This window comes from Gilliamella apicola (assembly GCF_003202655.1).
In the GTDB taxonomy this organism is placed as follows: Bacteria; Pseudomonadota; Gammaproteobacteria; order Enterobacterales; family Orbaceae; genus Gilliamella; species Gilliamella apicola_R.
The window spans coordinates 86,770-111,140 of the sequence record NZ_QGLR01000014.1 but is presented as its reverse complement, the minus strand read 5'-3'; the positions used below and the strand labels follow the sequence as shown (position 1 = coordinate 111,140).

Genomic DNA, 24,371 nt, shown 5'->3' with positions numbered 1-24,371 from the left:
ACATGATATTGAGTATTATTGTCGCGATGGCTGATAATCGGGTTATTGGATTAAATAATCAAATGCCGTGGCATATGCCAGCAGATTTAGCTTGGTTTAAAAAAAACACCTTAAATAAGCCGGTTATTATGGGGCGTAAAACATTTGAATCTATTGGTAGACCTTTGCCCAACCGCCATAACATTGTCATAAGTCGTCAAATTGCCAACAAAACTACAATTAATTCTGATGTAACTTGGGTTCAATCGATTGATGACGCAATATCACTGGTTAATAAACAGCTGGTTGATGAAGCCTTTATTATCGGTGGTGGTAATATTTATAATCAGGTTTTGCCACTAGTTAATCGTCTTTATTTAACGCATATTGATGCCCAATTATCAGGTGATACTTATTTTCCTGATTATACTCAAATGTCTTGGCGACAAATTCATCAAGAGAAACATCAAGCAGATGAAAAAAATCGTTATGATTATCAATTTGAGATACTGGAAAGGCATTAATCAACAGATAATTTATATAAGTTGCCACCTAAAATTTGTGGCAACTTAAATAATTATCACCCTTGTAACCGTTTTGCCTCGATCACATCTGCTAGTTGTTTAATTTTGTTTAATACTCGTTCAAGTGAATCTTGATCAAAAATTTGCATATCCATATCAATAGTTGCTATTTGTTGTTTCATTTCAATTCGACTTGAAACACCTAAAACATTCACTTTTTCATTAGCTAATATGGTGGTGATGTCTCGTAATAAACCGCTTCTATCATTTGCGATGATTCGAATAACCATAGTATAACTAGCATTATGATTGCCACTCCATACTGCACTGGTAATACGCTCCGGAGCATGATTTTTTAACTCTTGCAATTGTTCACAGTCAGCTTTATGAATTGAAATTCCTCGCCCTTGTGTTACAAAGCCGACAATTGGATCACCAGGAATAGGACGACAACAATTAGCAATGGTATAAAGTAAATTATCAACACCCTCAATAATGATTTCACCACCTTTTATTGCAGTCGATCTTCCGGTGTTTTTAGTTTGCGATGTTGATTTTTGAGTGATTTGTTTAAGAACCGCTTCGTCTTCTTCTTCTGCTGTCGGCTTATTAAATTGAGCATTAATGAAGTTAACCAATTGATTGATTCGCACATCACCGCTACCTATTCCGGCGAGCACTTCATCAAACGAGTGGGCATTGTATTTGCTAATAAGAATCTTCTCGACGCTTTTTAAGGTAATATTTAATGGCACGAGTTCGTTTTCAAGAATTTGTTGACCGGCTGCAATATTTTTATCTCTATCTTGTTTTTTGAACCAGGCTTGAATTTTTGCTCGCGCTCGGCTGCTATTAACAAAACCTGCATTTGGATTTAACCAGTCACGACTTGGGTTTGGTTGCTTTTGGGTGATAATTTCAACTTGATCGCCTGTTTTCAATAAATAGGTAAATGGCACAATACGACCGCCAACTTTAGCGCCAATACACCGATGTCCAACATCACTATGTATATGATAAGCGAAATCTAACGGGGTTGAACCAGCTGGCAAATCTACAACGTCACCCTTAGGCGTAAATACATAAACGCGGTCATCAAAAATTTGGCTACGAACTGTTTCTTGAATTTCGCCACTTTCTGACATTTCTTGTTGCCAAGTTAATAGCTTACGTAACCAAGAAATTCGTTGATCGTATGCCGTCATCTTATCGGTACTGCCTTCTTTATACTTCCAGTGTGCTGCTATACCTAATTCAGCATCATTGTGCATCTGCTCAGTACGGATTTGAATTTCAATAGTTTTGTTTTGTGGACCATAAACCACAGTATGAATGGATTGATAGCCATTTGGTTTTGGGTTAGCCACATAGTCGTCGAATTCCTTAGCTATATGTTTATAATGGCTATGCACAATCCCCAAAGCGTTATAACAATCTTCAATTCGGTCACAAATAATACGTACTGCTCGAATATCATATAACTCCTCAAATTGTAGATGTTTACGCTCCATTTTTCGCCAAATGCTATAGATATGTTTTGGTCGTCCGTAAACTTCTGCACGAATATGATCATGATTCATCATATCCTGTAGATGTTTAACAAATTGATTAATGTATGATTCACGATCAAGGCGTTTTTCATGTAACTTATGAGCAATAAAGCGATATTGATCTGGATGCAAATAACGGAAGCAAAAATCTTCAAGTTCCCATTTTAATTGCCCGATTCCCAATCGATTGGCTAGAGGTGCATAGATATTAAAACACTCTTTAGCAGCCAGTACTTGATCTTCTTTTGGTGCCTGTATAAGATTACGTAAATAAGTAATACGCTCTGCTAATTTTATCACCACACTACGGAAGTCATTCACCATAGCCAGTAACATACGGCGAATACTATCAATTTGCTCTGTAGTGGCATGACCATTACGAATGGCTCGTAGTTGCCTAATTTCCTTCATTTTGACAACACTGGTAAGGATGTGAATAATTTCTCGGTCAAAATTTTCGGGAAGATCGTCTCGGCAGATAATTTTGGTGTCAAAGAAAGGTAGTAAAAGGGCTGTACATAAACTATTAATGTCCATATTTAAGGTCGATAAAATTTCAACCATTTCAATGGCATTTTGAAAACAATAGGCTTGTTCAGGCGCGCCAGCGCTATGTTCAAAACAAAAATCCCAGATATCTTTGAACTTTTGATAGGATTCAAGGTTGGTTAATAGTAGTTCTTGTTTAGCCCATTGTTCAACATCAAACTGTGTTAGAGTATAATGCTCGTCATTTTGTTGATGGGCGCCTCTAATTGATACCATAATTATTATCCTGATCTGGTTAACATCAACATTGATTCTATATGCTTAGTTTGCGGAAACATATCCAAAATAGCAATTTTAGCAATGTTGTATCCTTCCTTAAAAAATAACTTGCAATCTCTGGCTAATGTAGCTGGGTTACAAGAGATATAAACGATTTTTGATGGCGATATCTTAATAATTTCTTCTGTAGCATTATAAGCCCCAGCTCTTGCCGGATCTAATAATACTTTGTCAAAAATGGTTTGATTCCATAGCGAAAATTGTTGCTTATCTTCTAAATTACAGGTAAAAAATTGTGTCTTAGCTTTAACTTTATCTTTATTCAATTTGGTATTGAATTTCGCTTTTTCAACTAATGCCTCAACGCCCTCAATACCAGTTACCGACTGGCAATTTGTTGCTATTGGTAGTGAAAAATTGCCCATACCACAAAATAGATCAAGTATGTTATCGTTTGCTGACACATCTAACCAGACGAGCGCTTTCTCGATCATCTTCTGATTAATTCGGTTATTAACTTGGATAAAATCGAGTGGACTAAAGGTTAATTTTAGTTGGTTAATCAGGTAGTAATGTTCTTTAGAACCAGAAGCATGGCGCAAATTATCACCATGAAAATAGAGCGAAATGTGATGAACTTCAGCAAATTGTATAAGTAATCGGCTATCTTGTTCTGTCAGTGGCATAGTGTGTCTTAAAACTAAAATTATTCCACTATCAACCGCAATCAATTCAATATGCCCAAGGGCTTTTTTCTGTTTGATTTGTCTTAAACAAGATTGTAATGGAATTAGCAAAGCATCTAATTGTTCAACCAATACCGGGCAGTGTTCTATATTTATAATTTGGTTTGATTCAGGTTGTCTAAAACCGATAAATAATTCACCTTTGACTAAATTGATGGCTAACCTAGCTCGTCGACGATAATGATAGGGTTGATCTGCAACTATGTCAGGTGGATTATCCTCTAACAGAGCCCCAGTTTCTTTTGATAATAATTTAATTAGCGCTTCGTATTTGGCTTGTTGTTGTAACTCTGATGAGATGTGCTGTAATTCACAGCCGCCACATTTTGTATAGTATTGACATTTTGGCTTAACACGTTGTTGACTGTAATTGTGGTATTTTATTACTTTTGCTTTGGCGTAATTTTTTTTATCTTCAGTCAATTGAATATCAACAGTTTCGTCTGGCAATGCCGATTTTACAAAAATCGTTTTACCTTTATGATTGGCAACGCCTTGACCAAAAGCATCTAGTTTTGTGACGGTAACAGTCAATTTTTGCGAAGTTAGCTTTTTTTTCGGGGGGGTATAAAAATTAACCATTTTAATAAATCGACATTAGGTTAAACGTTTAAGAAGTTGGGTTTTAACATGTAAAGGTACTAAATTAGTGATATCACCACCATGGTAAGCCACATCTTTTACAATGGTAGATGAAATAAATCCCATCGCAATAGATGGCATTAAGAAGATAGTATCTAAATCGGATTTTAATGCGCGGTTCATTTCAGCTAATTGTCTTTCGTATTCGAAATCGTGTGTGGTTCTCACTCCTCTAACAATAACCGTCGCGGCATGTTTTTGGGCAAAGTCCGCCATAAGATTATCAAAACCAATCACTTCAACATTTAATAAGTGTTCAACTGATGTTGAGGCTAGGTTTACACGTTCATCTAAAGCAAATAGCGTTTTTTTATTAGGATTTTCTGCTATAGCAACAATCAAACGAGGAAATAGCTGGGAGGCTCGAGTAATCAGATCAATGTGACCATTGGTAATCGGATCAAATGTTCCCGGGAAAATAGCTGTGAGAGTTTTACTTTTCATTTATCTTATTATCCATCAGCGAATAGGAGAATATCATACCTAATTTTAGCTTGGATTGTTAGCTTAAGTATGCAAAATCTTCGTTTTTTTATGTTCAAAACCACCTTTCCTCATTGTTATTTGTAATTATAATTATAAATAAATTTGCTTAAAGGCTATGCTTGCTGATATGTTTTGTTGTTAATCTAAGCAGACTAATTAAAATAGTCATGATAAGTTTGTTTTGACTCTAGCCAATGCAGGTAATGTGAATATGATTGAAAAGAGTGACCATTTTATTAAATCTTGTTATTCAGATGAGAATATCTTTATTAGACAGGTTAAGTTAAAAGATAATCATCAACCAGCAAACCATGAACCTTTGTTATTGATTCATGGTGCTAGAGTAGCCGGTATTGGTTCGTTTGATCTACCTGTCAAAGGGGGATCGTTAGCCGAAGATTTAGCTCTGGCTGGATTTGATATCTATATTATCGATTTACGAGGTTATGGTAAGTCAAGCCGTCCCAAAGAGATGTTGAATGCGCCGAATGAGTCTAAACCATTGGTTAGGACACCAACGGCAATTGCTGATATCAGCTGCGCAGTAAAGCAAATTTTAAAATGGACTCATGCCCAAAAAGTCAATATGTTAGGGTGGGCCACAGGAGGACATTGGGCTGCCGCTTATGCCGAGCAACATAATGATAATGTGAAAAAACTGATTATTTATAACTCATTATATGGTGCTATAGATAATCACCAACTGTTAGGCAAAGGATCGGTATTTGAGGATAAGCAACACCTAGAAGAATTTAATCATGATATTGGCGGTTATCAGTTAAATACTCGAGAAAGCCTATTTACCGCGTGGGATTCGAGTATTCCCTTGGATAATAAAGAGTTATGGCGTGATCCTTTAGTTGCTAATGCTTATGCTGAAGAAGCAATCAATTCTGATCCTCAATCTTTTTCGTATTTACCTCCACAATTTCGCTCACCAACGGGTGCCATGGCTGATAGTTTTGAGTTAGCGATTGGTAAAAAACAGTGGCTGGCCAAACATTTGACGATGCCAATATTAGTTATTTTTTCACAAAATGATTTTTGGAGCCGTAAAGCGGATGCAGTAGCGATAGTTAATGAAGCTCAGCAAGCACAACTTGTAGAAATACCTAATGGCACGCATTTTGCTCATTTGGATCGCGATAAATATGGCAGAAGTTTATTTATCTCTTCTGTGATTGATTTTCTTAAATCAGATAGATAGTTCTTATAGGTTTATTTTGCCGATTTGACTGAAGAAATTTAATCATTTCTATCATAATTTATGCTGTTTTTAAGATTCAAAAAAACGTTCCTCAACTTTTTTATTATTTTAAATCGGTTAGCGGTAAGCAGAGATTTGTTGAACTGTTTTATTATTGATGAAGTTATTCACTCTTCATCAATAATAAAAAATAGCGAGAATCAATTTATTGATTTATAAAAAACTGATAACAAATTTGCTGATGATAAGTTTGTTCCGGCTCTAAGAAACAGCTTGGTTGTGGCCATGTCGGATGATGTGGACTATCAGGTAAAAACTGTGCTTCTAATGCCACCCCCGCAAAATTAGCGTATTGACCATTATGACGATTTGGCGTATGGGCTAAAAAGTTACCCGTATATACTTGTAGGGCAGGGTAAGACGTAGTTACGTCCATCGTTACTTTTTTATCTGATGAGACAAGTTGAGCTGCGACCGATTTTGATTTATCTAATAGATAAGCGTGATCATAGCCACCAGTAATTTTTCGAGCTGAACTAGTTAATAAATTATTAGCTATCACTCGCAACTGTCTTAAATCCATATCACCTTCCGTCACATTAACTAAATCGCTATTCGGAATACCAGTAGCATCGACCGGTAGATAATAGTCAGCATTCACTTTTAAACTGTGTGCAAGTATATTTTCGGTTTCACCATCTAAATTAAAATAGGCATGATTTGTTAAGTTAACTGGTGTGCATTTGCTAGTATTCGCATAATATTCAATATTTACCTGATTATCGTCAGTTAACATATAACTAGCCGTAACTTTAAGTTCGCCTGGATAGCCTTGGTCACCATCAGGAGAAATTAAGCTAAATACAATTTGTTGGTTCGATTGTGATTCAATTTTCCATAATTGCTTATCAAAACCTTGTTTGCCACCATGTAATTGATTAACACCTTGATTGGCAGTAAGTTGATAGTGTTTGCCTGCGATATCTATTTGCGCATTTGCAATGCGGTTAGCATAGCGTCCAATGGTCGCACCTAAATAAGCATCTTGCTGTTGGTATTGTTCGAATGATTGGCAACCAAGTAGTAACTCACGCTTCTCTTCGCCAACTGGAATGATACAGGAAAGCCAAGTAGCTCCCCAATTGGACAGTTTAATTTGCATGCCTTGACGGTTTGTCAGCGTAATAATGTGTTTTACAGACATAGTTTATGTGCCCCTTCACTTGGCTGGCAAATATAAAAATCTTCTTTGATTGCAAATTTTTTATGGTAGTTTTGGCTTACCGCATCTTTGACATCACCAACTTTATCTTTAGGAACTAGGGCAACAACACAGCCACCAAAACCACCGCCAGTCATTCGCACACCGCCTTGATTGCCAATAACGCCTTGAACAATGTTAACTAGATAATCAATTGCCGGTACGGTGATTTGAAAATCATCGCGCATAGAGTTGTGGCTTTCAGCCATTAATTTAGAGAGTAATGGATAATCCTCATTAGCCAGCGCGTGAGCGGCTTTAAGTGTGCGTTCATTTTCCGTTATGACATGATGAGCCCGTTTATAAACAATAGGATCGAGCGAGGCTTGGATCTGTAATAAATCAACTAACGAAGCATCACGAAGTGCTTTAACACCAAGTGCTTTGGCTGCTGCTTCACATTGCTTGCGACGAGTATTATATTCACTATCAACTAATCCACGCTTGATATTGGAGTTAATAATCACAACCGCGAGATCTTCAGGAATTGGAACAGGTGATACTTCAAGTGATCGGCAGTCAATTAATAAAGCATGTTGTGCTTGACCAAGTGAGGAAATTAATTGATCCATAATGCCACAATTACAGCCAACAAACTGATTTTCAGCTTCTTGACCGATTAAGGCTATTTGTTTGCCATCTAAAGGTAAGTTAAAAAGTACTTGAAACATTTTGCCAATTGCCACTTCAAGTGAGGCCGATGAGCTTAAACCTGCACCTTGAGGTAAATTACCACTAATAGCAAAATCAACACCGCTAATATTTTTAGTATATTTGATGATATGTTTAATTACCCCGCGGACATAATTAGCCCATTGATAATTTGGATGTTTCTCAATTTCTGAATCAAGCAAAAACTGGTCTTGTTCATTATTGTAATCAACAGCAATTACACGAATTAAGTTGTCAGAACGTTTATGGCAGCTAATAACCGTTTGATAATTGATGGCGCAAGGTAAAACAAAACCGTCATTGTAATCAGTATGTTCGCCAATCAAATTTACTCGCCCGGGAGCTTCAACAACGGTATCTGGTTTATAACCAAATATAGCTGTAAAAGCTTGTGTGGTTTTATTGATTAATGCTTTCATCTATTTATCCTTTTCATCTTTATAATGCTCATCACTAACGTTGCGCAACCTTTCGGCAGCTTGTTCTGGTGTTAAATCCCGTTGAACTTCAGCAAACATTTCATAACCAACCATAAACTTTTTAATGGTAGCTGAACGTAATAGTGGCGGATAAAAATGGGCATGTACTTGCCAATAATCACTATTGCCAGCGACAAACGGTGCCCCATGCCATCCCATCGAATACGGAAAAGAACAGTTAAACAAATTGTCATAGCGACAGGTTAGTTTTTTTAAGGCAATGGCTAAATCTTTCTGCTCTTCCTGATTAAGTATGGTTAATCTAGCAACATGTGTTTTCGGCAATAGCAGCGTTTCAAAAGGCCATATTGCCCAAAAAGGCACGACAGCTAGCCAATGTTGAGTTTCCACCACAATGCGTTCTTGATTGGTTAACTCTTTTTCTACATAATCGACTAATAAATTTCGGCCATATTTTTGAAAATAGTTGCGCATATTGCTATCTTCTCGCGCAATTTCGTTGGGAATAAAACTATTCGCCCAAACTTGTCCATGCGGATGGGGGTTTGAACAGCCCATGGCTGAGCCTTTATTTTCAAATATTTGTACCCAAGGGTAGTGTTTACCTAGCTCCTGTTGTTGGTTTATCCACGTTTTTATCACTGTTTCAATTGCTGGTAAATCGAGTTCGGGTAGGGTTTTACTGTGATCGGGAGAGAAGCAGATCACTCGACTTGTTCCTTTAGCACTTTGAATTTGAAATAAAGGATCGTTACTATTGGCTGAATTAGGTGTGTCTTCCATTAATGCTGCAAAATCATTGGTAAAGACGTAGGTACCCGTATAATTAGGATTTATATCACCGGTGACTCGTTTATTGCCCGGACATAAATAACAATTTGGATCATGATGGGGTTTTGGTTCTTCATTTAAGGTCTCTTGCTGACCTTGCCAAGGCCGCTTTGCTCGATGTGGCGAAACTAACACCCATTGGTCGGTCAATGGGTTATAGCGGCGATGAGGATGGTCAACTGGGTTAAAAATATCCATTTTTGCCTCTTTAATTATGATGTTGCGACTATTGTTGTATAAATACAACTGTTGCGTAAATATAACCTTAATCGGGATAACCTTGTGGATTTTTAGATTGCCAATTCCATGAATCTTTAACCATATCATCAAGGGTTAATTTGGTTTTCCAGCCTAACTGCTGTTCAGCTTTCTTGGCATCAGCCCAAAATGCAGGCAAGTCGCCAGCACGTCTTGGCGCAAAATGCCAATTAAGTGGTTTACCGGATGCCTTTTCGAAGGCTTTAATCACTTGTAGCACACTGAAGCCTACTCCCGAGCCTAAATTGTAGATATGTACACCGGCTCTATTTTGGTCAGCTTTAAGTGCAGCGATGTGACCATCCGCTAAATCAACAACATGAATAAAGTCTCGCACGCAGGTACCATCAACAGTTGGATAATCATTACCAAATACCGATAATGACTCGCGCTTACCTACGGCAACTTGGGTGATAAATGGCATAAGATTATTAGGTACGCCAAGCGGATCTTCTCCCATCAAACCACTTGGGTGCGCGCCGACAGGATTAAAATATCGCAATAATGTTAAGGACCAATCAGGTTCAGCAACCGCCAAATCCATCATACACTGTTCAACCATAAGTTTACTTTTACCATATGGACTAGAGGGTAACCCTTGTGGTAAGGTTTCGACGTAAGGAACGGGCGCTAGCTCACCATACACGGTGGCAGATGAACTAAAAACCAACTGTTTTACACCAGCATCACGCATTGCTTTCATTAAGACAATACTACCGTAAACATTATTTTCATAATATTCAAGTGGTTTATAGACTGATTCACCAACGGCTTTTAATCCAGCAAAGTGAATAACGGCTTTGATATCATGTTCTTTAAAAATTGTTGCTAATATATTTGCATTACATACATCGCCATGATAAAAATCGACTGATTGCCCTGTGATGGTTTTTATTCTTTCCAATACCGAGGCTTTACTATTAAATAAATTGTCAATAATAATTGGTGTATAGCCGGCAAGAATTAATTGAACACAAGTATGACTGCCGATATATCCACAACCACCCGTTACTAATATTTTCATCTTGATACCTTAACTTATGCTAATTCTAATTAATTTGTATTATTTTCAGATTTTTCTATCTTATTATGTTTAAACAAATCCCACGGTCCTCGGCCTGATAACGTAAAGGACGAGATTAGTGTAAAGCTAAATGCGATTAAGCCGAGCACTAAATAAGCTCCTTCAAATCCAATTTTAACATACATTTGACCTGCAAAGGTGGACATAAACATAATAGATAATTGTTTAGCGAAACAGAAAGCAATTAAGTATACCGTTGCTGAAAAACGAATCGGAAAATGTTTGGTAATATATTTAAATGCACCGACAAGCAATAGTGGTGCCTCAAACATATGTAATGTTTTTAAGATAACCACTTCAACAGCTGAACTGGCGAAGGCTGAACCTGTTATGCGAATTGACATGATCGCCCCAGCAACTAATAGGGTATTTTTACTGCCAATTTTCATAACAATAACTGGCGCAAAAAACATCACAGTCGCATTTAAAAATTCCCCTAATGTGGTGACATAACCGAAAGCCTCACGCCCCACTTGTTCACTAGAAAAAAATGAAGTAAAGAAGTTAGCAAATTGTTGGTCAAATACTTCATAAGTACATGCTACGCCTACAATGTAAAGCATAAAGAACCAAATCTTAGGCATTTTTAATAGATCCACCGCCAATTTTAAGTTAAATGGTTCAGGTTTGTTTAAGCCCATTTGTTCAACAACATCCGTAGTTGGTGTTTTAGCCGGATCAGCAATTTTGACTAAAATTAATAAAACTAAAGCAAATCCAGAACATAACCAATAAACGGCATTAACATCTTTGGATATCATAATCCCGACAAATGAAGCGCAAATCGCCCAGCCAAAACAACCAAACATCCGACAACGACCGAATTCGAAACCGCTTCGTCTACTGATTTTTTCAACTAAAGCTTCAATTGCTGGCGCACCACCACTAAATACCATACCTAAATATAAACCACCAGCAGTAGCACCAAGCGTCACATTTAATTTGAGTAAAGGACCTAATATAAAAATAAAGAATGGTCCAAATAGCACCAATAGAAAGGTGATCATCCAAAGGAGATTTTTTCTTAAACCTAATTTATCGGATATCAATCCAAATACTGGTTGAAAGAATAATGCAAATAGCGAAATAAAAGAGAAAACATAACCTGTATCAGCTTGATCTAAGCCAATCATTTTTAACCAGACTGGAAAAAAGGGGAAATAAGCTCCCATGATGAAGAAATAAAGAAAAAAGTAGAGGCTAAATACCCAATAGTTTTTGTTGTGCATTGTCGACTTAATTTTCTGATTCATAATGAACTTCCTTTGCTAAGCTTTAAATGATTACTTAATCATCTAGAAATCGCTTACATTTTAAATAAACAAAAAGCGATAAATTGCTCAGGATGATAGCATTTAAAATTGGGCAAAAAAGTGATCTAGTTAACATTTTGTGAAATCGCTTACATTTTGTAAACATTAATTTAGATGACTAATAATCTTAATTGTAATTACGAAAATTCAATGCATTCCGTTGTAAAAGCGTTATTTATCTTTTAAGCAACTAATTATAGAGGTCTGTTTGTGTCTGATTTTCAGGATTTTAACAGAATATCATTTATTTTATGGTATCGATTACATTTTGTGATGGCAATGACCAAGTTATATAAAATCGGGGAAAACAATTTTAAGTCTATTAGCTATTTTGTAGATCGTCTAATGACTTAAAGTTGGTAGCCATATAGACAATCTAATTAATTAAGCTTAGGGTTGAAAATCTTTTATACGTTTTTCAAAATCATGCCACGAATAAAAACCATCACTATTTGGTGTCGCATTTAGCAACTTGAGTTGATAATGTTGTGGAGGATTATTAATATCAATCGCTTCGCCAGTATATAGCTGTTCAAAACTTTGGTAGACGTATTCAGCTTTAAAAAAGTATTTGCCGGATGTTACATGTCGATAACGTTGTAAGATAACCATGCCACCAATTGGTGTATTTTCAAATTGGTTTGGCAGCTGATATGGTGCAAAATCCAAAGCGCCGAGCAGTGCGGCAATGGTACTATCATGACCGACTAGTAGATTGACTTTGTAATTTTTATTGTGTAATAGATCATCTATCTTATTAATTAATAATTTACTATTATGTCGAGCAATCGTTCTAGAATGAAAAACTAAGTCAATATAATGGTTGCGAATTTGCATCAATTGTTGCCACTGTTCTTGACTGGTTATTCTTCCCCAAGCAATTTGCTCTTTGGGAAATGCCGAATAATACTGTAATAAAAAAGCATCGATAACACAAATACCAATGGCCAATGGCCCGCGTAGTTCAGGCTCTTCGTTTTTTACAAAATGAAGTTCATAAGGGATATCTGCAAAATCACATTTAAGTTCAGCATATAATTGTGAGTGTGGATAGTCTAAGATATCCGATACCATTTTATAAGCCGGGGCTAAATTTTTGAAGATCGCCTCTTTTTGGTCAGCTTCTTCGATTTCTTTTAATACTTTTTGTTTAATTTCTGATGAGTCATTTTTTACACTTGGATCAAAAATAGGGTCCATTTTTTCAATGGTATATTTATGTACGATAGGAATATCATAACCTGCATAAGCGCCAGCAACTAAGAATTGAGCTGTCGCTACCGTTCTTTGAAGACTATTTGCATAAACATAGATATCGGGATTTTCAGGGGTAAGTTTAATATTTTGTTGTTCAAGCCATTGAGATAGATAATGGCCAAAAAAAGTTTCTAGTACTCCACCTCGGGTGGTCAAATAACCATAAGCATGATCCCAACTTGGCCATTTAAATGGGCTGGATTTTTCTAAAAATGCTATCGTGTTCTCTAATGGTGTGCGAATACCGTGGCGGCTTAATATAACGACTTTGTCTAATTGGTATTGATTGTTGTTCATTTAGTTATCCATCCTTGTTTATGCAAATAATTTAAAATGAAATCTCGTTGCCCTTTGATAATTTTTTCTACGATTTTATCACTCCAACCATTGGTTTTTTGATTAGTCAGTCGATGGTCATAGTACTGACGCATCTGAGTATCATATTGTGCTAATAATTGATGATTGATTGGTTGATAGTGATTTTCAAAAAAAACTAATTCTTTCGGTAATCTTGGTTTTCGATCTGGATTTTGGTCAGGATAACCAATACAAAGCCCAAAAAGCGGAAGAACATATTTAGGTAAGGCCAATAATTGTGTTACTTTCTCAATATTATTGCGTAATCCGCCAATATAAACTGTGCCTAAACCTAATGACTCGGCCGCAATAACGGTATTTTGTGCCATAAGCGCCGTATCAATGCAACCCACTAACAGCTGTTCTGCTTTTTCAAGGGGAATAGTTGGAGCAATTTGAAAATGCCGATTAAAATCGGCACAGAACACCCAAAATTCAGGGGCCTGAAGTATATACTCCTGATCTCCCGCATAATGTGCTAGTTTTGCACGATTTTTGCTGTCTGTAATTCTAATTATTGTCGCGCATTGTAGAAAATTGGAACTTGGAGCCGATTGTGCAGCTTGAACAAGTGATTCTATCTGCTCTGTAGTTAATGCCGTTGATTGGTAAGACCGAATTGAACGACGATGACAAATTATATCAATTGTTTTATTTTGCATAATGGCTCCTTAATACCACTATTTTTTTATAAATTGTAAATCCCAAACACCATGACCTAAATTTTGACCACGTTTTTCAAATTTGGTAATAGGGCGATCTTCAGGTCTTGGGATATAGTCATTAGTTGGCGATAAATTTTTAAATCCATCAGCTTGACTAAGTACTTCGAGCATGTGCTCGGCATAGTGTTGCCAGTCAGTCGCTAAATGTAACACCCCATTAGTTTTTAATTTTTTGACAATTAATTTAACAAACTCCGGTTGAATAATTCGGCGTTTGTTGTGCCTTGCTTTGTGCCAAGGATCGGGAAAGAAGATTTGTACTTTATCTAATGATTCATTAGGTATCATGTTTTCTAAAACTTCAACGGCATCATGACACATCACTTTTAAATTAGTTAATTGTTTTTCCTCAATAGCCATTAAACAAGCACCGACACCAGGTCGATGAACTTCAATACCTATAAAATTTTTGTCTGGAGAGGCGTTGGCCATTTCAATTAATGAAGCGCCCATTCCAAAACCGATTTCTAATATTGTCGGTTTATTATCCTCAATAGTGATTGATGAATTTGCATTATATTCAATGCCATATATAGGCCATAAATGAGTTAAAGCTTGTTGTTGCCCTTTGGTTAAGCGGCCTTGTCGCAATACAAAACTACGTATTGTTCGTTTAGATTCTGTCTGTTGATTATTGGTTTTTAATTGTTCACTCATTGCGTATCTGCTGTTATTGTTAAATAGTTTATCAAGGTAATTGTTCACCTTTGTTGTACAGTAGTTTAACCGATTTTTAATCCACTTCAAAAAACATCTTGTTAACTTATTTTTCTATATATAATTGTGACAGATATAAAATATTTGTAAGAATTTTTTATAATCTGGTTGAGGATGCTCTGTAAATGATTATATAATATAACTCCGATTTAACCGATTACGTTTTATGTAATCATGATTACACGCTTGAGGATTTCTCGTGCCTGATATGAAGCTGTTTGCTGGTAACGCCACACCCGAACTAGCAAAACGTATAGCTAATCGTCTTTATACTTCCCTTGGTGATATTATTGTTAGCCGTTTTAGTGACGGTGAGGTCAATGTCCAAATTAATGAAAATGTCCGTGGTGAAGATGTTTTTATTATCCAATCAACTTGTGCGCCTACTAATGACAATTTAATGGAATTATTAGTAATGATTGATGCAATGCGTCGAGCATCTGCCGGTCGTATTACTGCTGTTATTCCTTATTTTGGATATGCAAGGCAAGATCGCCGAGTGCGTTCAGCTCGTGTTCCTATTACTGCCAAAGTTGTTGCAGACTTTTTATCAACTGTTGGTGTTGATAGGGTTTTAACTGTTGATCTTCATGCTGAACAGATTCAAGGCTTCTTTGATGTACCAGTTGATAATGTATTTGGTAGTCCTGTGATTTTAGAAGATATGTTACAACGTGATTTTGAACGCCCAATCGTGGTATCTCCGGATATTGGTGGTGTGGTTCGTGCACGTGCGATTGCTAAACTTTTAAATGATACAGATATGGCGATTATTGATAAACGTCGTCAACGTGCTAATGAAGCAGAAGTGATGAATATTATTGGTGATGTCGCAGACCGAGATTGTATTTTAGTTGATGACATGATCGATACTGCTGGAACGCTTTGTAAAGCGGCTGATGCATTAAAAGCTCGCGGTGCAAAACGTGTTTTCGCTTATGCTACTCACCCAATTTTCTCAGGAAAAGCGGTTAGTAACATTAAAAATTCTGCCATTGATGAAATCGTAGTTTGTGACACAATTCCATTAACTGCTGAAGTTAAAGGATTAAATAATGTGCGTCAACTTACATTATCAGGCATGCTTGCTGAAGCAATTCGACGTATTAGTAACGAAGAATCAATTTCAGCAATGTTCCATCAATAATCTTTTCTTGCCAATTAGATAAATGCCCCTCATACATAGGGGCTTTTTACTAATAACCAAATAATTAATGATTAAACTATTATGACAACAATCAAACTTATTGTAGGTTTAGCAAATCCCGGTAACGAATATGCGGCAACTCGCCATAATGCTGGTGCTTGGTATGTGGATCTTCTTGCTGAACGTTATAATCAACCATTAAAAAATGATCCTAAATTTTTTGGATACACTGCCCGAATTAATCTTAATGGTCATGATGTCCGTTTGCTAGTACCAACAACCTTTATGAATTTAAGTGGAAAAGCGGTTCAAGCAATGGCGTCTTTTTATCAAATTCAACCTGATGAGATATTAGTTGCTCATGATGAGTTAGATCTTAATCCCGGTATTGCTAAATTGAAATTTGGCGGTAGTCATGGTGGTCATAATGGCTTGAAAGATATTGCCAGTAAACTTGGCAATAATCTGAATTTTTATCGATTAAGAATTGGAATTGGGCATCCAGGCGATAAAAATAAAGTCGTCGGTTATGTATTAAATAAACCATCTAAACCTGAACAAGAGTTAATTGATAAAGCTATTGATGAATCAATATATTGTACCAATATTCTCTTAACGGATGGCATAGAAAGTGCGATGAATCGTCTGCATTCATTCAAAGCTTAAACTTGCTAAAAATAACCTGTCCCGTAATAAATTAAATATAAAAAAATCCACCTGATGAACAGGTGGATGACAAATCACGTATCTATTTAGACTAAGAAAATAAGTGAGAAACGTTACCGCCTTTCTCTGCAATTTTTTTCATTACTTCTTTGATTAACCATGTATTCATTGCGGCGGTGTCGTCTGTGCTACCAGTATAATTAAGTTCAGTTGCTAATTTTTTGCGTGCATCTAAACTGTTATCAATACCTAATAATTTCAATAAATCAACAATTGAGGTTTTCCAATTAAGTTTTTCAGGAAATTTTTTAGCCAAATTATCCAAAATTGACATAACGTCGACTTGAGATATAGGCGTTTTGTTTTCTGAGGAATTTTGTTGATTTTGATCGGAATTACTATTATTTCCAGTATTGTCGGTATTGGTAGAAGTTTTGTCTTTAACGGTGTCAGTAATTTTATCAACTTGCTCTTTCACCGCATCTTTTGCATGACCTACCGCGGCCTGTGCGCTTGGAAATATTTTAGAAAAAATATTATTTAAGATACCCATTTTACACCCCTTATGTTTAAACTGCTTATTAAAAAACTGCTTAACGATACAGATGTAGAAAATATCCCCTAAAGTATAGCGGTTAAATATAAATAGTGTCAAAGCTAGAATTAACTGATAGCATTTTTTGTAATATCCAATTAAGGGTGTACAAAGATACCTTCTGCTTTTATTGAATATTCTTTTTTGAAATTATTTAACTATTAATTTAAACGGATTGATTTTTTTACTATAAAAATTTATTATACCAATTTGTACAAGTAATGTGATTTGTGTCACGTAATTTAACAAATTCTGCAATATATTGGTTTAAAATAGTAGTATTATTTGGTTTACCAATTATAATACAGCCTCTATTAATTAGCCTTAAATCATTGAACATTAGTCTAAACGAAGAAATTAATCTATGAATTTTATTCTTCAATTTGATTTAAAGGTGTTCTAAATAGTAAATATCGATAATTAATTATGCAAAATAATTAGTTATAATAAAAACATCCTAACAATATAAGGAAAATAGCGTGTATATCACGCTATTTTTATGTGCAAATTAAGAAAATAAAAGAGCCCATTATTATGGGCTCTTTAACTAAGATAACTAAGAAATTAAGATAATTAAAAAATAATTAAATTTTACTCAAAAAATGCACGTCTAATTGCATATTCAACGCCACGAATTTCTGCTAAACCTCTTAAGCGGCCTATCGCCGAATAGCCAGGATTAGTTTTTTTATTAAGATCGTCAAGCATTTGGTGACCGTGATCTGGACGAACAGGTATTGAACGTTTAATTCCCGCTTTTTTACGTCGTTCTTCTTCAGCAATCAGTACTTTAATTACTCCATACATATCAACATCACCAGCTAAATGATCGCCTTCATGGAAAGATAATGGATTATTTTCACGAACTGTTGCGCGTAAATGAATAAAATGAACTCGATCAGCAAATTTTTCCGCCATTGTCACAAGATCATTATCGCTACGAACACCATAAGAACCAGTACAGAAACAGAATCCGTTATGGATACTATCAACTGTCTCTTTCATCCACTGCATATCTTCGATGGTTGAAACAATACGTGGTAAACCTAAAATTGGTCTAGGAGGATCATCTGGATGCACGGTTAGAACTACACCAACTTCTTCTGCGACTGGAACAATAGCTTTTAAAAAATAAGCAAAGTTTTCGCGTAACTTAGCTTTATCAATACCATCATAAGTGGCTAAATGAGCTCGGAATTGATCGAGTGAATAACCCTCTTCAGCACCAGGTAAACCAGCAATAATATTACCAACCAGTTTATCTTTATCAGCTTGAGACATTTGTTCAAAATAACTTTTTGCTGCCAGTATATCTTCTGGTGTGTAATCTTTCTCGGCATTAGGTCGTTTTAAAATATGAATATCAAATGCTGCAAAAGCAATTTGATCAAAACGTAATGCTTTAGAACCATCCGGTAATTGATAACCAAGATCGGTTCGTGTCCAATCTAATACCGGCATAAAGTTGTAACAAACTGTATCAATACCACAAGCAGCTAAATTACGAATCGACTGTTGATAGTTGGCTATATGTTGTTCAAAATTACCAGAATGGGTTTTAATTTCTTCATGAACAGGAATACTTTCAACGACAGACCAAGTAAGGCCACTGTCTTCAATCATTTTTTTTCGTTTTTCAATCTCATCAATTGTCCAAACTTCACCATTAGGTATATGGTGTAAGGCTGTAACAATTCCTGTTGCCCCTGATTGTCTAATATCGGCCAATGATACAGGGTCGTTAGGTCCAAACCAGCGCATTGTTTGTTCCATCTAAAATCTCCTCAATGATTTTTCATTTACTAATTTATTCTAAAATGAAGATCCATAAACAATGCATATTTGTTTCTATTGGTTAACAATAGTGACTGGAATAGAGTCAAATAAATAACCATCAAAATTTGGATCTTCACTGTCAGAAACTGTCATTAATGTTTGTTTAACATTTTCCAAGTGTTGCCACATAGCGTGACGTGCCGCCATTGAATCTTTTAATTGTAGTGCCTGTAGAATTCTTTCATGATCATATAACCATTTTTTTCGATAACTATGATCAATTATTCTACTTTGCAATTGGTCCCACATTTTACTTGATGAACGTTTTGACCATAAGTCTTCTAACAGACGCTCAAGTATTGAGTTCTTTGTGGCTCGAGCTATTGCAACATGAAACATTTCATCGGCACTATAGTCATCAAGTACTTCTTGTTCTAAAGTTTGCCGTTCTTGTTCAATTATAGTTCTTAACTCAATAATATCGGACTTTACAATTTGTGACGCAGCAAATGCGGCGATGTTACTTTCAAGAAGTTGTCTTGCTTGTAACAGCTCAAATGGGCCAAAATCTTCTTCTTCTATTTCTCTATCTTTTTCGGATAAGAACTCGTCAGGTAAACCAATAACATAAACACCAGAACCTTTTTTTACGGCAACTAATTTTTCAAGCTCTAACATAATTAATGCTTCTCGAACTACCGTACGACTAACATTAAAAGTTTCTGCAATATCTCTTTCTGGTGGTAGTCGGTCACCAATTTTAAAGGTACCACTAGTTAATAATGATTTTAACTCATTACCAATTTTTTGATAGAGTCGATGGACCCTTGGCATAATCTATAATCCTCAGAATTCTATTAAGTTTGTTGCAGATAATTATACGCTAATTATCACAACTCCTCTAAGTGAATAATCAAAGAAATATATAACACCGTTAAATTGGTGTACCAATGTTGTTATGCATTATAGAGATTTTAGCAAACATCCTCATAAAATAAACCAAAAAATGTGACATAAGTCACAAAAATTAAAAAATATAGATGAAAAATTTGTCAACAAATGAAAATATGTCTAACCAATAAATGTTGTTAACTAGTTAATCATGGTATAAAAAATGCTCAATTTATTAAAAACCCCACAATCAATTAAAAATAAACCTTTATACAATAGGCAAACAATGACTGCTCGTATTGTTCATATCGGTTTCGGCGCCTTTCATAGAGCACATCAGGCATTATTTACTGATCGCCTGTTAAATAAAGGCAATAGTGATTGGGCTATTTGTGAAGTGAATATTGTTGGAGGTGAGGAGTTAATCAATGATATTCGTAAACAAGATCATCTCTATACAGTATTAGAAAAAGGGGCAACATCTAAACAAGCCTATATTATAGGTAGTGTTAAAGAGTCATTGTTAGCTCCAACTGATGGTATAGAAACAATTTTAGAAAAAATGGCTGATCCGGTAGTGGAAATCGTTTCGTTAACGGTGACAGAAAAAGGTTATTGTATGTTGCCTGGCGGAACAGGATTGGATTTGAATAATGAATTAATTAAAGCCGATTTAGCATCACCAAGTAAACCTATGTCAGCTCCCGGTGTTATTGTTGAAGCATTATATAGAAGAATGCAACGAGGTTTAAAATCATTTACTGCTTTATCCTGCGATAACATGCCAGAAAATGGTTTAGTTTTGCGTAAAGCTATTTTAGATTTAGCCAATGCCCGTGATCCAGAGTTAGCAAAATGGATTGAAAGCAATACAACTTTCCCATGTACGATGGTTGACCGTATTGTTCCTGCCGCAACGCCTGAAACCTTAGAAGAAATCCAAGAGGAATTAGGCGGAATGTTTGATCCTTGTGGTATTGCTTGTGAGCCATTCATTCAGTGGGTTATTGAGGATAATTTTGTAACATCTCGACCTAATTGGAACGAAGTTGGTGCTGAATTTGTTGATAATGTTGTCCCATATGAAGAGATGAAACTTCGGATGTTGAATGGTAGCCATTCATTCTTAGCTTATTTAGGTTATTTAGCTGGTTATGAGCATATTAATGATTGTATGAATGACGAAAATTATAAAAAAGCGACTTTATCATTAATGATGCAACAACAAGCACCAACCTTAAATGTTCCTTCTCACGTCAATTTACAACAATATGCTGAAAAACTTATTGAACGATTTAGTAATCCATCACTAAAACATCGAACATGGCAAATTGCTATGGATGGTACCCAAAAATTACCACAACGCATGCTTGACTCAATCCGTTGGCATATTAAGCATAATTCTGATTTTTCATTACTCGCTTTAGGCGTAGCCGGGTGGATGCGTTATGTTGGTGGTATCGATGATAATCAACAAATAATCGATATTCGTGATCCAATGGTTGAGGAATTGAAACGACTTGTTGCTGCAAGTGATGATGGTATAGAAAGAGTTAACACTTTACTAAGTTTGGCTGCCGTTTTTGGATCTGATCTACCAAATAATACATTATTTAAAGACAAAGTTACTCAGCATTATCTTTCATTAATGGAGAAAGGAGCCAAACAGACTATTAAGGATTTATCTTTATAAATTGGACGGAAAACAATGAAAAAATTTTTAGATGATAACTTTTTATTACAAACTGATGCGGCGCAAAGACTGTATTTTGATTACGCCAAAGATCAACCTATATATGATTATCATTGCCATTTACCACCTAAAGATATTGCTGAAAATAAAAACTTTGGTAATTTAGCTGAAATTTGGTTAGCCGGTGATCACTATAAATGGCGAGTATTACGCACAGCAGGTATCGATGAAAAATTTATTACCGGTGATGCTTCTGATTATGAAAAATACCTAACTTGGGCAAAAGTTGTTCCTTTGACGCTTGGAAATCCAATTTATCATTGGACTCATTTAGAGTTAAAAAGACCATTTGGTATAAAAGATATTCTTCTTAATGAAAAAACAGCGGATAAAATTTGGACAGAGGCAAATGCTAAATTAGCGACGGCTGAATTTTCAACTCGTGGTATTTTGACACAAATGAATGTCAAAGCAGTAGGCACAACAGATGATCCTATTGATTCACTTGAATATCATAAACAAATTGCATTAGATGGCTCATTGCAAACGAAAGTAAGGCCTAGTTGGCGACCAGATAAAGTCTTTAAAATCGAACTAACTGGTTTTGTTGATTATATCGCTCAATTAGGCAAAGTTGCTGATATTGAAATTAATAATTTTGAAAAACTACTTTGCGCATTAACCAAGCGGCTAGATCATTTCGAACAACATGGTTGTGAAGCAGCCGATCATGGTATTGAAATTTTACGTTATGCTGATATTCCTTCAGAAAAACAGCTCGATCAAATATTAACTAAACGCCTTACTAATCAACCTCTTTCTGAATTAGAAATTGCGCAATTTAGTACTGCGGTGCTGGTTTGGTTAGGTAAGCAATATCATAAACGTAATTGGGTTATGCAATTACATTTAGGTGCACTACGTAATAATAATCAAAGAATGTTTAAGTTACTGGGTCCAGATGCTGGATTTGACTCGATTGGCGATAGACCAATTGCCGAACCTCTCTCTTCATTATTAGGTATTTTAGACTTAACGGATGAACTACCGAAAACTATTTTGTATTGCTTAAACCCTCGAGATAATGAAGTCCTAGCGACGATGGCTGGTAACTTTCAAGGTTCAGGTATTGCCGGAAAAATTCAATTTGGTTCAGGCTGGTGGTTCAATGACCAGAAAGATGGGATGGAACGCCAATTAATGCAACTTTCTCAAATGGGATTATTAAGTCAATTTGTCGGTATGCTAACTGATTCTCGTAGTTTCTTATCATTTACCAGACATGAATATTTTAGACGTATTCTCTGTAATCTAGTCGGCAATTGGATGGTTAATGGCGAAATTCCAGCTGATTTTGATTTAGTTGGCAACATGATTAGCAATATTTGTTTTAACAATGCAAATCATTATTTTTCTAAAAAGCAATAAAACGATTTAACATTAAATAGGACGAAGGAAACGAAATGAAAAAAATTCCAAAATTTAGATGGTGTATGATTTTACTAGTCTGTGCTATTACTATTATCAACTATCTTGATCGAACTGCATTGGGTGTTGCCGCGCCGACGATTTTAGAAACTACCGGTATTACTAAAGAGCAATATTCTTGGATAGTGAGTGCTTTCCAATTAGCTTACACCATAGGTCAACCTATTATGGGCTTCTTCATTGATACTATCGGTCTTCGACTTGGATTTGCTATCTGTGCCGTAATCTGGGGGCTAGCAACTATGGGGCATGCTTTGACGGGGACATGGCAAGGTCTAGCTTTCATGCGTGGGGTGATGGGCTTTAGTGAAGCATCAGCTATTCCAGCAGGAATAAAAACCGCAACGACATGGTTCCCAGCAAAAGAGAGAGGAATTGCCTCAGGTGTCTTTAATATGGGGACATCTTTTGGGGCTATGTTAGCGCCGCCTTTAATTGCTTGGTGTATTTTATTCCAAGGTTGGCAGTTCGCTTTTGTTGTTTCAGGCTCGTTAGCATTATTTGCTGCGCTTGCATGGTTTATTTTTTACCGTGATCCTAAAGATTCAAAAATATTATCTCCTGAAGAGCGAGAGTATATTGAAGCGGGACAAGAGAAATATTTAGGCGTCGATAACCAAAAAGAGAAGGTATCTCTTGCAACAATCCTTACTCAGCGTAATTTCTGGGGTATTGGTATTGCACGTTTTCTTGCTGACCCTGCGTGGGGAACAATTAATTTTTGGGTGCCAATCTTCTTCGTTGAAACACTGCATTTTAGTTTAAAAGAAATTGCTATGTTTGTTTGGTTACCATTTTTAATGGCTGATCTAGGTTGTTTAGCAAGTGGTTTTGTTGCCAAGTTTTTTAATGACCGAGGAGTATCTTTAATCAATTCAAGATTGATAACCTTTACTATCGGTGCAGTATTAATGATGACAATTGGTTTTGTTAGTATTGTCGAAAATCCATATTTAGCAGTATTTTTAATCAGCTTAGGTGGTTTTTCACATCAATTATTATCGACTGTAGCATCGACTTTAGGTGGCGATTTATTCAAGAAAAATCAAGTTGCGACCGCTGTTGGTATGGCTGGTGCTTGTGCTTGGACAGGGCAGTTAATATTTAACCTTTTCATTGGTGCATTCGTAGGCATAATTGGTTTTGGTCCATTCTTCATAGCTCTAGCGTTCTTCGATGTAATTGGCGCAATTGTGCTTTGGACATTTATTCGAGAAAACAAAGTTAATAATAGTATCAGTAATTAATCATTAAAAACTAACAAATAATTAATATTAACTTTAATAGTTAGGCTCAAA

General features: G+C 35.9%; 21 protein-coding genes. 7 read left to right on the top strand and 14 right to left on the bottom strand.

Annotated features, from left to right (window positions below; translation table 11 throughout):
- The first annotated feature begins 2 nt into the window (after window positions 1-2).
- Window positions 3-503 carry a type 3 dihydrofolate reductase gene (gene folA, locus DKK70_RS12980; protein WP_110434398.1) on the top strand — a complete coding sequence of 167 codons (501 nt, stop codon included), beginning with the start codon at window positions 3-5 and terminating at the stop codon, window positions 501-503.
- Between the two features lie 56 nt (window positions 504-559).
- Here folA and relA read toward each other — a convergent pair whose 3' ends face one another.
- Genes relA through coaD form a run of 3 tightly spaced genes read right to left on the bottom strand, consistent with a single transcriptional unit; the run spans window position 560 to window position 4,653 of the window.
- Complete coding sequence (gene relA, locus DKK70_RS12975) at window positions 560-2,818, bottom strand: GTP diphosphokinase (protein ID WP_110434397.1); 2,259 nt, start codon at window positions 2,816-2,818, stop codon at window positions 560-562.
- Between the two features lie 5 nt (window positions 2,819-2,823).
- On the bottom strand, window positions 2,824-4,149 hold the full coding sequence (rlmD, locus tag DKK70_RS12970; protein WP_110434396.1) for a 23S rRNA (uracil(1939)-C(5))-methyltransferase RlmD: 1,326 nt from the start codon (window positions 4,147-4,149) through the stop codon (window positions 2,824-2,826).
- Between the two features lie 15 nt (window positions 4,150-4,164).
- Window positions 4,165-4,653 (bottom strand): pantetheine-phosphate adenylyltransferase, encoded by a 489-nt coding sequence (gene coaD, locus DKK70_RS12965; protein WP_110434395.1) that lies wholly within the window; start codon window positions 4,651-4,653, stop codon window positions 4,165-4,167.
- 253 nt (window positions 4,654-4,906) lie between these two features.
- On the opposite strand from coaD, the gene DKK70_RS12960 reads away from it, so the two are divergent.
- Entirely contained in the window at window positions 4,907-5,902 is a 996-nt protein-coding gene (locus tag DKK70_RS12960) for an alpha/beta fold hydrolase (protein WP_110434394.1), read from the top strand.
- A 205-nt stretch (window positions 5,903-6,107) separates the two neighbouring features.
- Here DKK70_RS12960 and galM read toward each other — a convergent pair whose 3' ends face one another.
- From galM to trmB, 8 genes are all read right to left on the bottom strand, one after another.
- Window positions 6,108-7,106, bottom strand: coding sequence for a galactose-1-epimerase (galM, locus tag DKK70_RS12955; RefSeq protein WP_110434393.1), 999 nt, complete (start codon window positions 7,104-7,106; stop codon window positions 6,108-6,110).
- The gene (gene galK / locus DKK70_RS12950; protein WP_110434392.1) at window positions 7,097-8,254 is read right to left on the bottom strand and encodes a galactokinase; all 1,158 of its coding nucleotides are present in this window, start codon (window positions 8,252-8,254) and stop codon (window positions 7,097-7,099) included. The genes galM and galK overlap by 10 nt, the downstream gene beginning before the upstream one ends.
- Entirely contained in the window at window positions 8,255-9,304 is a 1,050-nt protein-coding gene (galT, locus tag DKK70_RS12945) for a galactose-1-phosphate uridylyltransferase (protein ID WP_110434391.1), read from the bottom strand.
- Window positions 9,305-9,371: 67 nt separating this feature from the next.
- Window positions 9,372-10,388, bottom strand: coding sequence for a UDP-glucose 4-epimerase GalE (gene galE, locus DKK70_RS12940; RefSeq protein WP_110434390.1), 1,017 nt, complete (start codon window positions 10,386-10,388; stop codon window positions 9,372-9,374).
- A gap of 29 nt (window positions 10,389-10,417) precedes the next feature.
- Window positions 10,418-11,701 (bottom strand): MFS transporter, encoded by a 1,284-nt coding sequence (locus DKK70_RS12935; protein WP_258363951.1) that lies wholly within the window; start codon window positions 11,699-11,701, stop codon window positions 10,418-10,420.
- Window positions 11,702-12,151: 450 nt separating this feature from the next.
- Complete coding sequence (locus tag DKK70_RS12930; protein ID WP_110434389.1) at window positions 12,152-13,315, bottom strand: histidine-type phosphatase; 1,164 nt, start codon at window positions 13,313-13,315, stop codon at window positions 12,152-12,154.
- Complete coding sequence (gene nfsA, locus DKK70_RS12925; protein WP_110434388.1) at window positions 13,312-14,037, bottom strand: oxygen-insensitive NADPH nitroreductase; 726 nt, start codon at window positions 14,035-14,037, stop codon at window positions 13,312-13,314. The genes DKK70_RS12930 and nfsA overlap by 4 nt, the downstream gene beginning before the upstream one ends.
- 18 nt (window positions 14,038-14,055) lie before the next feature.
- Window positions 14,056-14,757 (bottom strand): tRNA (guanosine(46)-N7)-methyltransferase TrmB, encoded by a 702-nt coding sequence (gene trmB, locus DKK70_RS12920; RefSeq protein ID WP_110434387.1) that lies wholly within the window; start codon window positions 14,755-14,757, stop codon window positions 14,056-14,058.
- Between the two features lie 259 nt (window positions 14,758-15,016).
- Here trmB and DKK70_RS12915 point away from each other — a divergent pair, with 259 nt between their 5' ends.
- Together DKK70_RS12915 and pth are read left to right on the top strand one after the other, a co-directional pair.
- Complete coding sequence (locus DKK70_RS12915; RefSeq protein WP_034883364.1) at window positions 15,017-15,964, top strand: ribose-phosphate pyrophosphokinase; 948 nt, start codon at window positions 15,017-15,019, stop codon at window positions 15,962-15,964.
- Between the two features lie 81 nt (window positions 15,965-16,045).
- Window positions 16,046-16,630 (top strand): aminoacyl-tRNA hydrolase, encoded by a 585-nt coding sequence (pth, locus tag DKK70_RS12910; RefSeq protein WP_110434386.1) that lies wholly within the window; start codon window positions 16,046-16,048, stop codon window positions 16,628-16,630.
- A gap of 91 nt (window positions 16,631-16,721) precedes the next feature.
- Here the strand turns inward: pth and DKK70_RS12905 are convergent, their stop codons facing one another.
- The 3 genes from DKK70_RS12905 to DKK70_RS12895 form a co-directional block, all read right to left on the bottom strand.
- Window positions 16,722-17,183, bottom strand: coding sequence for a DUF3597 domain-containing protein (locus tag DKK70_RS12905; protein WP_110434385.1), 462 nt, complete (start codon window positions 17,181-17,183; stop codon window positions 16,722-16,724).
- Between the two features lie 633 nt (window positions 17,184-17,816).
- The gene (gene uxuA / locus DKK70_RS12900; protein WP_110434384.1) at window positions 17,817-18,998 is read right to left on the bottom strand and encodes a mannonate dehydratase; all 1,182 of its coding nucleotides are present in this window, start codon (window positions 18,996-18,998) and stop codon (window positions 17,817-17,819) included.
- A gap of 75 nt (window positions 18,999-19,073) precedes the next feature.
- Window positions 19,074-19,835, bottom strand: coding sequence for a GntR family transcriptional regulator (locus DKK70_RS12895; protein WP_110434383.1), 762 nt, complete (start codon window positions 19,833-19,835; stop codon window positions 19,074-19,076).
- Window positions 19,836-20,115: 280 nt separating this feature from the next.
- Between DKK70_RS12895 and DKK70_RS12890 the strand changes: the two genes are divergently transcribed.
- The 3 genes from DKK70_RS12890 to DKK70_RS12880 are packed head-to-tail and all read left to right on the top strand — an operon-like array spanning window position 20,116 to window position 24,320.
- Window positions 20,116-21,585 (top strand): mannitol dehydrogenase family protein, encoded by a 1,470-nt coding sequence (locus tag DKK70_RS12890; RefSeq protein ID WP_110434382.1) that lies wholly within the window; start codon window positions 20,116-20,118, stop codon window positions 21,583-21,585.
- Window positions 21,586-21,600: 15 nt separating this feature from the next.
- Window positions 21,601-23,013: a glucuronate isomerase gene (uxaC, locus tag DKK70_RS12885; RefSeq protein ID WP_110434381.1), complete on the top strand. Its 1,413-nt coding sequence runs from the start codon at window positions 21,601-21,603 to the stop codon at window positions 23,011-23,013.
- 35 nt (window positions 23,014-23,048) lie between these two features.
- A complete protein-coding gene (locus DKK70_RS12880) occupies window positions 23,049-24,320 on the top strand; it encodes an MFS transporter (RefSeq protein WP_110434380.1) in 1,272 nt (423 codons plus the stop codon).
- The last annotated feature ends 51 nt before the right edge of the window (window positions 24,321-24,371 follow it).

Bases quoted from the DNA above. Each gene is read 5' to 3' on its own strand.
- relA (WP_110434397.1), bottom strand. From the start codon at position 2,818: ATGGTATCAATTAGAGGCGCCCATCAACAAAATGACGAGCATTATACT.
- DKK70_RS12960 (WP_110434394.1), top strand. From the start codon at position 4,907: ATGATTGAAAAGAGTGACCATTTTATTAAATCTTGTTATTCAGATGAG.
- DKK70_RS12880 (WP_110434380.1), top strand. From the start codon at position 23,049: ATGAAAAAAATTCCAAAATTTAGATGGTGTATGATTTTACTAGTCTGT.
- DKK70_RS12890 (WP_110434382.1), top strand. From the start codon at position 20,116: ATGCTCAATTTATTAAAAACCCCACAATCAATTAAAAATAAACCTTTA.
- pth (WP_110434386.1), top strand. From the start codon at position 16,046: ATGACAACAATCAAACTTATTGTAGGTTTAGCAAATCCCGGTAACGAA.
- folA (WP_110434398.1), top strand. From the start codon at position 3: ATGATATTGAGTATTATTGTCGCGATGGCTGATAATCGGGTTATTGGA.
- DKK70_RS12935 (WP_258363951.1), bottom strand. From the start codon at position 11,701: ATGAATCAGAAAATTAAGTCGACAATGCACAACAAAAACTATTGGGTA.
- rlmD (WP_110434396.1), bottom strand. From the start codon at position 4,149: ATGGTTAATTTTTATACCCCCCCGAAAAAAAAGCTAACTTCGCAAAAA.
- DKK70_RS12905 (WP_110434385.1), bottom strand. From the start codon at position 17,183: ATGGGTATCTTAAATAATATTTTTTCTAAAATATTTCCAAGCGCACAG.
- coaD (WP_110434395.1), bottom strand. From the start codon at position 4,653: ATGAAAAGTAAAACTCTCACAGCTATTTTCCCGGGAACATTTGATCCG.
- uxaC (WP_110434381.1), top strand. From the start codon at position 21,601: ATGAAAAAATTTTTAGATGATAACTTTTTATTACAAACTGATGCGGCG.
- trmB (WP_110434387.1), bottom strand. From the start codon at position 14,757: ATGAGTGAACAATTAAAAACCAATAATCAACAGACAGAATCTAAACGA.
- DKK70_RS12930 (WP_110434389.1), bottom strand. From the start codon at position 13,315: ATGAACAACAATCAATACCAATTAGACAAAGTCGTTATATTAAGCCGC.
- galT (WP_110434391.1), bottom strand. From the start codon at position 9,304: ATGGATATTTTTAACCCAGTTGACCATCCTCATCGCCGCTATAACCCA.
- DKK70_RS12895 (WP_110434383.1), bottom strand. From the start codon at position 19,835: ATGCCAAGGGTCCATCGACTCTATCAAAAAATTGGTAATGAGTTAAAA.
- galE (WP_110434390.1), bottom strand. From the start codon at position 10,388: ATGAAAATATTAGTAACGGGTGGTTGTGGATATATCGGCAGTCATACT.
- galM (WP_110434393.1), bottom strand. From the start codon at position 7,106: ATGTCTGTAAAACACATTATTACGCTGACAAACCGTCAAGGCATGCAA.
- nfsA (WP_110434388.1), bottom strand. From the start codon at position 14,037: ATGCAAAATAAAACAATTGATATAATTTGTCATCGTCGTTCAATTCGG.
- galK (WP_110434392.1), bottom strand. From the start codon at position 8,254: ATGAAAGCATTAATCAATAAAACCACACAAGCTTTTACAGCTATATTT.
- uxuA (WP_110434384.1), bottom strand. From the start codon at position 18,998: ATGGAACAAACAATGCGCTGGTTTGGACCTAACGACCCTGTATCATTG.